Here is an 8,761-nt window from a genome sequence, read left to right as displayed (position 1 = left end):
CTTGAAGTCAGCTTCATACCCCGTCTTCTTGGTCAATTACAAACAAACGCACCTAAAATATCTTTAACCAATTACGAAATTGAGCGCAAAAACATTGTATCGGCCATGGCCAGTGGTAGCCTTGATTTTTACGCTGATGCCTCATCTTTTAGTGATCAACATTTATGTAAACTGAAAATTGCTGAAGACAGATTTGTAGTCTTAGCACGTAAAAATCATCCCGCATTATCTCAAGGTATGAGCATGGAGGCATTTTTAGAGCTCGGTCATATTAACGTTTCCCATAGAAAAACGGGGGCAGGACCCATAGACGTAGCATTAGATAAAGAAGGTAAGAAGCGCAGGGTTGTTATGCGTAGCCAGCATTTTTTAACCATTCCTTCAACTTTAGTTAAAACTGATTTGATTGCTTGTTTACCTTATCACTTAGCCAAACATTATGATTTGTCTATGTACGAGTTACCGTTTGAACTACCACCACTTGAGTACTTTTTATACTGGCATTTGAGCGCTGACTTAGACGATGCACATATTTGGATGCGAGATCAAATTGCGAAGGTTGCACAGGCGTTTCATCCTGAATAGTCGATAGTCAACATCCTGTTTCTCCTCAGAAATAGGATGTTCCTGCGAAGTCTACACTTGAATACAAGTATGAAAAATCATGTTCCTGAGCCGCTTATGAACCCCGCAGCGCAGCAATAAGAGATTTAAGCTCGCACTATCAATGGCAATAACTATGGCAATGACTATTGCAAAATAAACATGACATTCCTGGGTTGAGTAGCGATAGTGATGATGCCTAAAATCATGCTAATGTATCGTACAATACGGGCAACAATATTTTATTCTCAATGTGTTAACTAACCCATTTCAAATCTCGTGTGCTGCGGCCTCTATTAAATAATCGCGAATTGCATATCCCATAAAGCCTTTAAAGGCAGTTGATAGCAAACCTAACTAACGTAAAATGGCAGCAGTTTTAATTTGGATCCAGATAATTTGTCCCACGGCCAATGCTAGTTTTTGTAACGACTTTTGGGTCAAACGAGCCAGTAAATAACTCTTTCCAACTTTTAGCCTTACCAACACCATTGCTGGGTTTTGATCGTTGATTATGTCTACTATTTCACCTGATAGCGCATTGAGAATACTGCTATCTGAATGAGGTGATAATGTCAGGCTAACATCACTGGCCAACACCCGTATTCTTTGTGTGGTGTTGTGTTTATTTTCAACATTGGGTAACCAAAGTTCACCTCCATTAAAAGCGACTCGCATTAAATGCCATTGTTTGTCTCTCTCCAATACTTTGCAGTCGAGAATAGCCCCTAATTCGTTACTCACTCCCAAGGGTAAGTCTGCTCTAGAAAACAGCTCTGTTATGCCACCTTGAGCAATCACTTTTCCTTGTCGCAAGATAACAGCATGATCGGCTAATCGTACTATTTCATCAACAGCATGACTGACATATAAAATAGGGATATTAAAACTGCTGCGAAGCCTTTCTAGGTAAGGCAATATCTCATATTTACGCGCGTTATCTAGCGATGCTAACGGCTCATCCATCAGTAATAATCTAGGTTGGCTCAATAATGCTCTGGCTATGGCCACTCGTTGTTTTTCACCGCCAGAAAGTTGTTGAGGAAATTGGGACAATATACTTTCTATGCCCATCACACTGATAACTTGTTCTAATAGCTGGGAATTTGCGGCTTGATTATTACGTTTAATGGCATAACGAAGATTTCCCATAGCGGTCAAGTGTTCAAATAAACTGGCTTCTTGGAACACATACCCAAGACTACGTTTATGGGTTGGAACAAACACAGAGGCGTCTTGCCAAAGTTCCCCATTAACACTCAAACAACCAGATATGTTTTTTTCTAGTCCCGCAATACAACGTAATAAGGATGTTTTACCCGAACCAGATTCACCAAAAAGAGCAGTGACACCCTGCCCTGGAATAGTAAGATCAATATCGAATGTAAACGTCTCGGTAGCAAATTGTTTAACACTAAATTGAAATCTAGCCTTAATACCCCGAGCCGATTCAATGGATGTATCTAACGTTTTGATTTTATTGGCCATAGGTCAAGCCTACTGCTTTGCGTTTACGCTGAAAGGTATATAACGTTAATAATACTAAAAATGAAAATATGACCATTACGCCAGACAAAACATGTGCTTGAGCATATTCTAATGCTTCTACATGATCATAAATTTGCACAGATACCACACGGGTTTCGCTTGGAATACTGCCTCCAATCATCAATACAATACCAAACTCACCTACCGTATGGGCAAACCCTAGAATAGAGGCCGTCATAAAGCCCGGCTTTGCCAGAGGTAACACCACACTAAAAAAACAATCTATTGGCCCTGCACCGAGCGTTGCCGCAGCTTCTAAAGGCCGATTACCAATAGCTTCAATCGCATTTTGAATAGGCTGTACAACAAAGGGCAAAGAATAAACCATCGACGCCACCACTAATCCCCAAAAAGTAAAAGGCAATGTGCCTAATCCAATAGCTTGGGTGAACTGTCCTATAGCCCCATTTGGTCCCATAGCTAATAGTAAATAGAAACCAAGGACAGTGGGCGGAAGCACTAAGGGTAACGCCACTATCGCGCTTATGGGGCCTTTAAACCAAGATTGCGTTCTGGCTAACCACCACGCAAGCGGAGTCGCAAAAATAAGCAGTAAAATAGTGACAGTACTAGCAAGGCGCAATGTCAGCCAAATAGTCCCCATATCAGCATCTGACAGACTCATCACTCCTGCCCCCCATCTGGAGTCAAATATCCATATTGAGCAATAATAGTTTGCGCCTTTTCAGTGTGGATAAAATCTAAAAATGTTTTCGCCCCTTGACTATTTCCAGCCCGCTTAAGTAACACAACATCTTGCTTAATGGGTAGATGCATATTGTCAGGCACTAACCAATAAAACCCTTCTGTCATATTATTCCTGCCTAACAATTGCGACAAAGCGACAAAACCTAAGTCTGCATTACCTGAATGAACAAACTGATAAGTTTGTGCAATATTCTCGCCCCTCACCCACTTAGCTTGAGTGTCATCAATTAACCTTAAATGATTAAGCACTTGTAAACTAGCGGCACCATAAGGTGCTAGTTTTGGATTGGCGATCGCCAACTTATTAAACGCACGGCTCTTCAATTTCATTTCTATTTTGTTAGCAAAATCATGGCGCACAGTCCACAACACTAAGCGACCAATTGCATATGTAAAGCGGCTTTCAGCAACCACTAGTCCTTCTAGTTGCAAAACCTCTGGCTTAGCCTGATCAGCAGAGAAAAACAATTCATAAGGCGCACCCTGTTTAATTTGTGCATAAAATTTTCCTGAGGATCCAAAGGACAAGGCTATTTGATAGTTATAATCTTTCTCAAATTCTGTTACCAGACTTTGCATGGGTTTGCTGAAATTTGCAGCCACTGCTACTTGTACCGGTTTAGCCTGAGCACATACAGTGAAGCCCCATAAAAAAAATAATCCAAACCACTTTTTTACATTCATACTGTCTGACTTATACACTCATGAAAAAGCTAGATTAATGATTTTTATCACCTTATCACAAGACTATTATTTGTGATCATTTTTCAATTGTGTTTTATATATAATAAAGATTCTCCCATGCATTATTTAATCTGTCCCTAAGGACATCCTCACAAACATATATTCATCTTCTAAGTGAACAGATATCGTTTTCAAACATATTATTAACAAGTTGTCAAAGCCAGTCTAAGTGGTCTGAACTAAGGGCCATTGTTTATGATGATAAAACTAACGATAAAAAGATGAAGGACCTAAATGCAACACTTGGCAAAAATCGACTATGAGCGTTGACCAAAGATGACTTGAAAAACCTGCAAATTCTGACAGTTTCAACTATTTGCTTAGTATGCAATTTACATGATGACCGAGTAATTTAGCCCAATTTTTATCATATCCGTGCACATCTAAAATGGGCTGTTGGTTATCTGCAACTAGTGTTTTGTGTTCATTTGCCCAAGTAAATATACCGCCATATACATTCCACACATTGGAAAACCCATAGGACAGGAGTTTTCCCGCTATATTTTCACTGCGCACACCAATGGAACAATATACGGCTATTTTTGTATCTTTTGTGATATCAGCTACTCTGCTTAAAGAAAAGTCTAGGTGCCCTACCCATATGGCATTAGATAAATGGCTAATTTCATACTCAGCGAGTTCTCGACTATCAAGTATTATCCAATCGGTTCTACTGTTAATCGAATCAGCCAATTGATCTGTGCTGATAACAGGAACGGTTCCCTTCAACATTTTTTTTAGAGCGTCTTCGATTTTTAAGATTAATTTAGGATAAGGTTGTGCCATATCTACAATTCAAAAATTTTGGGATTTTCGTAAGCTGCAGTGCCCCACAATGGAACAGTCGAGAGACTATGCTTAAAACTACCTGAGGTTTCTTTAGTGGAATATGACACGTACATTAATGTTTGGCTTTGAGCATCAAAAACTCGCCGAATTTTCATACTTTTAAAAAATATACTTTTTGATTTTTTGAATACCACCTCACCCGACTTGGACTTATCAATAGCCTTTATCATCCCAGCGGTAATTTCATCGGTTTGTCTGCAAGCTATTGAGCTATCAGAAGGGTCGGACAAACTGAGATCCGCTTCAATACTGGCGACATGACAAGTCACCCCGGTGACAACAGGATCAATCAAAGTATTTACTTTAATATCCTGCGTGGTAAAGGCTCCAAGTGAAATATCACCCACTTCGTTTTGATCACAGGCGACGAGTAATAAAGACAAGCCCAAACCTACATATAAATTTTTCATTGATTCATCCTGTTAATTACGTTCTTGCAGAAAATTAATATTTATTTTCGCTATTTTTGAACTTTCCATCCTAATTTGACGACTTAGTAATGGTAGCCTAGTGAACTGCCAACTCCCTGGGCCGTTTAGTATGCAGAGCATGCTAGCGGCTTTTTACTCTCAGTCAAAGCCTTCAAACAGCATACCAGTAACAAAAGAACATACCCGCGCTCATAAAAACCACAAACAGTCTCACTTTATTGGTTAAAATACTGTATATTCCGCCCTCGTTTTTGCCCTTGCCCAGGATCAGTATGAAATTTTCAAATTTAGGTTTAGCCAACGAAATCCAACAGGCCCTCGAAGTCTGTGGTTATACTGAAATGACGCCTGTGCAAGAACAAGCCATAGTCCCTGCTCGCAGAGGCAAAGACTTATTGGTTAATGCCCAAACAGGCACCGGTAAAACGGCAGCCTTTGCATTGCCTATTTTGCAGCAAATGTTAGACAAGCCCAAAGATACCGTATCTGGCAGCCCCCGCGCATTAATTTTAACCCCAACCAGAGAATTATCCGAACAACTTGCAAACACTATTGGTGCCTATGCGCAATTTTTACTCTTAAAGGTAACCGCACTTTATGGTGGCGTTAAAATGGGTGGGCAGACAAGCAAACTTAAAGGTGGTGTCGATATTCTGATCTCAACACCGGGGCGTTTAATCGAACATTTAGAACTCAGTAACGTCAATTTAGCCAACGCTGAGTTTGTGGTACTCGACGAAGCAGACCGTATGTTAGATATGGGTTTTGTTGCTGATGTACAAAACATATTGAAGTTCACCGCTAAAAAACGCCAAACATTATTATTTTCAGCCACCTCGTCACCGGCAGTAAATGAGTTATCCCACAAACTACTTAACAATCATCAAGTGTTAAGAGTTACCAAAATTAATGCCACTGCTGAAACCGTATCTCATGTTATGTATCCTGTAGAAGAAACACGAAAAATTGATTTATTCAAAGCCTTATTAAAAGAGCAAAACTGGTTTCAGGTATTGGTTTTTACCAGTACTAAGCAACAAGCAGATGAACTCATGGCTGCATTAAAACGCAGTAAAATTGACGCTGCAGTGTGCCATGCAGACAAAAGCCAAGGAGCACGTCGCCGCGCTATTGCCGATTTTAAGTCTGCTAAATTACAAGTATTAATAGCGACTGAAGTCGCCGCAAGAGGGTTAGACATTCAAGACTTGGATTATGTGGTCAATTACAATCTTCCATATCTACCTGAAGATTATGTGCATCGTATCGGCAGAACTGGCCGTGCAGGAAAAGAAGGGTATGCCATATCGTTCGTGAGTCGTGAAGAAGAAAACACCGTTGCCCGTATAGAAAAACTGATTGGTAGCAAGATTAAACGTATTGTTAAAGCAGGGTTTGAAGTCAGTAACCGTATTAGTTTGTTGAAAAGCGTGGCAAAAAACACCAGAAATAGCCGCAGTAATAAGGCCAGTGAAACACAAATAAGTCATGACAAGACTTCACCGTATCAAGCTAAAAAATCAAAAGGTAGAGTGTCTAAGCCTAACAAAGGTAAAAAGTAAAACTCAGCTTCTTGGCACACCGCTTTAATTTTATGAGATAAAGCGGTGCTAGTAAAATTACTTTAAGATTTATTATCAAGCGACTTTATCAAGTGACTCCAAGCTGAACTCACTTAGCTAACACCCCCCTTAAGCTTTTCCTAAATGAAACCCTGAAAGGTCAGGGTCGTTAATGTTTATATGTCTAATTTTGCACTTTTAATCTGCTAAATATCAGCTAGATCACTCTCCCAATAAGAAATGCTTAATCGAATCCTTGTAGTTGCGACTCACTTTTATCTTTTCAAACTCGCCCAGTAGTAAGAAAAACTCCCCTTTGGTATGGGGAATAACCTTATCAATAAAGTTCAAATTGACAATGGTGGAGCGATGTACCCGCTTAAAAATATTTTCATCCAATTCAGCTAATAGCTCTTTCAATGTACTGCGCTTAATATGTGTTTCTCCTTGAGAATGTAAACACACATAATCACCTGCAGCATCAACCCATTCAATATCCGATTGTTTTAAAATAGTGATCTCATCTCTATCTTTAATCACTATTTTTTTATCAACAAGGGCACTTGGAGACAAATCAAGCTGACTAATATTAAGAGATGATTTGAGATTATTTCTTTGATTAATACTATCAATAGCCCCCAAGATAGGTGGTTTGTTATCTTGAGCATCAACGCCTTCAAAACGTTCTTGTGCTCTTTGAACCGCACGCAAAATTCGCTCATCGTCAATGGGTTTTAAAATATAATCGACTGCATGAACATCGAAAGCATCCAGTGCATATTGCTCATAGGCCGTGGTAAAAACAATAAGCGGTAAAATATCACTTTGTAAACCTTTAACCACGTCAAAGCCATCTAAACCTGGCATTTGAATATCTAGAAAAATCAAATCGGGGGCTAGGTCTAAGGTGGCAGCTATGGCTTCGCGGCCATTTTTGCATTCACCTACAATATCAATATTAGCTATTTTATTTAATTTAGCGCGGAGCAGTTTTAGCGCCAATGGTTCATCATCAACTATCAAGGTTTTTAATTTCATCATGCTTTATACTCGTTTTCTGACAGCCGTTCTTGATTGCTCATTGGATAGCCATTCCCACTGCTGCTGTATTCACAGGGAAGCTCTATGGTGGTTCTTAATCCCCCTAATGGTATTAGGTCAATATTCACTGAAAAGTCGTTTTCGTAGAGTGCTTTTAGCCGTTCATTGGTGTTACGTAAGCCAACCCCCCTCCCCTTGGAGCTTTCCATTTTACTTTTACCTATTTTACTGCCACTTCCCGTGTCACTTAGCTGCATGATAAGGCGATGTTGTTGTACTTTAGCCAGAATTGAAATAGTGCCACCTAACTCATTTTGGGCAATCGCATGTTTCATGGAATTCTCAATAATTGGCTGCAGTAAAAGACTGGGTACCAGAGCTAATCTAGCCTGCTCATCAATCTGAAAGTCTAAAATTAATCTATCACCGAATCGTGTCTTTTCAATTTCCAGGTATAAGTTAAGTGCCTTTATTTCATTTTCCAGTGAAAGTTTAGTGTCTGGATTATTATCCAAAGAGTGACGTAAAAACCGGCTCAATTGTACTGTCATGCTTTGTGCTTTTTGTGATTCATTCACCTCAACTAGCGAACTAATAGCATTTAGAGTGTTACATAGAAAATGCGGATTTAACTGATAACGTAGCATTTTTATTTGAGCATCTCTGGCAATAGTTTGAGCATGCATACGCTTCATTTGCTCTTCACGGGCTTCTGCCTCGGCTTTTAGCATTATCCTGTGTTCGGTTTGTAACAGGTCGTTATATCGCATACCATGGAATAAACCTGTCCAACACAAAAATATAAATATACTAGCGAAGTGCCAACCACCGAATTCACTCCATTCAGAACTGATCTCAGTTAAACGTATAAAGGCTTCAATTCTAAATAGCGTCCAAATCAGCGATACCACCAACACCATCATAAATCCCACAGCGGCCCGATAAATAAAAGGTTTATGCCATATACGCATAAAGCTTACATATAAAAACAAGGTAAGGATCAGCCCTAGTATTGCCTGAAGAATAATATGTACAATATGACTCGAGTCATAAGGTCCATACCATAGCGTCAGAGAAAAAAAGCTGATGGTACTGACAAATGCCCAAAATCCTAATTGCAATAAACCAAATTGATAGACGCTATAACGGCCAATCTTAGTGGGAGGATGTTCAAAAATTGATGTCAACATGGCCGTCCTATTAAACCAACAACGTTAGCATTAGCTTCAAATTTCAGTTTACACACAGTATAGGTTGCTCGCCAGCAATTCAGTC

At 39.6% G+C, this 8,761-nt stretch carries 9 protein-coding genes; 2 read left to right on the top strand and 7 right to left on the bottom strand.

Going from position 1 to position 8,761, the window contains the following annotated elements; translation table 11 throughout:
- Window positions 1-585, top strand: a 585-nt coding sequence (locus Q0Y52_RS19325) for a LysR substrate-binding domain-containing protein (protein WP_297824160.1), incomplete at its 5' end; no start/stop codon positions are given.
- Window positions 586-960: 375 nt separating this feature from the next.
- Here Q0Y52_RS19325 and modC read toward each other — a convergent pair.
- From modC to Q0Y52_RS19300, 5 genes are all read right to left on the bottom strand, one after another.
- Window positions 961-2,091 carry a molybdenum ABC transporter ATP-binding protein gene (gene modC, locus Q0Y52_RS19320; RefSeq protein WP_297824159.1) on the bottom strand — a complete coding sequence of 377 codons (1,131 nt, stop codon included), beginning with the start codon at window positions 2,089-2,091 and terminating at the stop codon, window positions 961-963.
- Window positions 2,081-2,776 carry a molybdate ABC transporter permease subunit gene (gene modB, locus Q0Y52_RS19315; RefSeq protein WP_297824158.1) on the bottom strand — a complete coding sequence of 232 codons (696 nt, stop codon included), beginning with the start codon at window positions 2,774-2,776 and terminating at the stop codon, window positions 2,081-2,083. The genes modC and modB overlap by 11 nt, the downstream gene beginning before the upstream one ends.
- Window positions 2,776-3,543, bottom strand: coding sequence for a molybdate ABC transporter substrate-binding protein (modA, locus tag Q0Y52_RS19310; RefSeq protein WP_297824157.1), 768 nt, complete (start codon window positions 3,541-3,543; stop codon window positions 2,776-2,778). The genes modB and modA overlap by 1 nt, the downstream gene beginning before the upstream one ends.
- Window positions 3,544-3,915: 372 nt before the next feature.
- Window positions 3,916-4,389 carry a rhodanese-like domain-containing protein gene (locus Q0Y52_RS19305; protein ID WP_297824156.1) on the bottom strand — a complete coding sequence of 158 codons (474 nt, stop codon included), beginning with the start codon at window positions 4,387-4,389 and terminating at the stop codon, window positions 3,916-3,918.
- A gap of 2 nt (window positions 4,390-4,391) precedes the next feature.
- On the bottom strand, window positions 4,392-4,862 hold the full coding sequence (locus Q0Y52_RS19300) for a CreA family protein (protein WP_297824155.1): 471 nt from the start codon (window positions 4,860-4,862) through the stop codon (window positions 4,392-4,394).
- 293 nt (window positions 4,863-5,155) lie between these two features.
- Here Q0Y52_RS19300 and Q0Y52_RS19295 point away from each other — a divergent pair, with 293 nt between their 5' ends.
- On the top strand, window positions 5,156-6,445 hold the full coding sequence (locus Q0Y52_RS19295; RefSeq protein ID WP_297824154.1) for a DEAD/DEAH box helicase: 1,290 nt from the start codon (window positions 5,156-5,158) through the stop codon (window positions 6,443-6,445).
- Between the two features lie 222 nt (window positions 6,446-6,667).
- Here Q0Y52_RS19295 and Q0Y52_RS19290 read toward each other — a convergent pair whose 3' ends face one another.
- Window positions 6,668-7,486 (bottom strand): LytTR family DNA-binding domain-containing protein, encoded by an 819-nt coding sequence (locus Q0Y52_RS19290; RefSeq protein WP_297824153.1) that lies wholly within the window; start codon window positions 7,484-7,486, stop codon window positions 6,668-6,670.
- Entirely contained in the window at window positions 7,483-8,490 is a 1,008-nt protein-coding gene (locus Q0Y52_RS19285) for a histidine kinase (RefSeq protein ID WP_297824162.1), read from the bottom strand. Before Q0Y52_RS19285 ends, Q0Y52_RS19290 begins: the two co-directional genes overlap by 4 nt.
- Between the last annotated feature and the right edge of the window lie 271 nt (window positions 8,491-8,761).

Origin of the sequence: uncultured Paraglaciecola sp. (assembly GCF_943787955.1) — a bacterium.
Lineage (GTDB): Bacteria > Pseudomonadota > Gammaproteobacteria > Enterobacterales > Alteromonadaceae > Paraglaciecola.
Note: the sequence above shows the minus strand (reverse complement) of the source record. Positions and strands in the feature narration are given on the sequence as shown.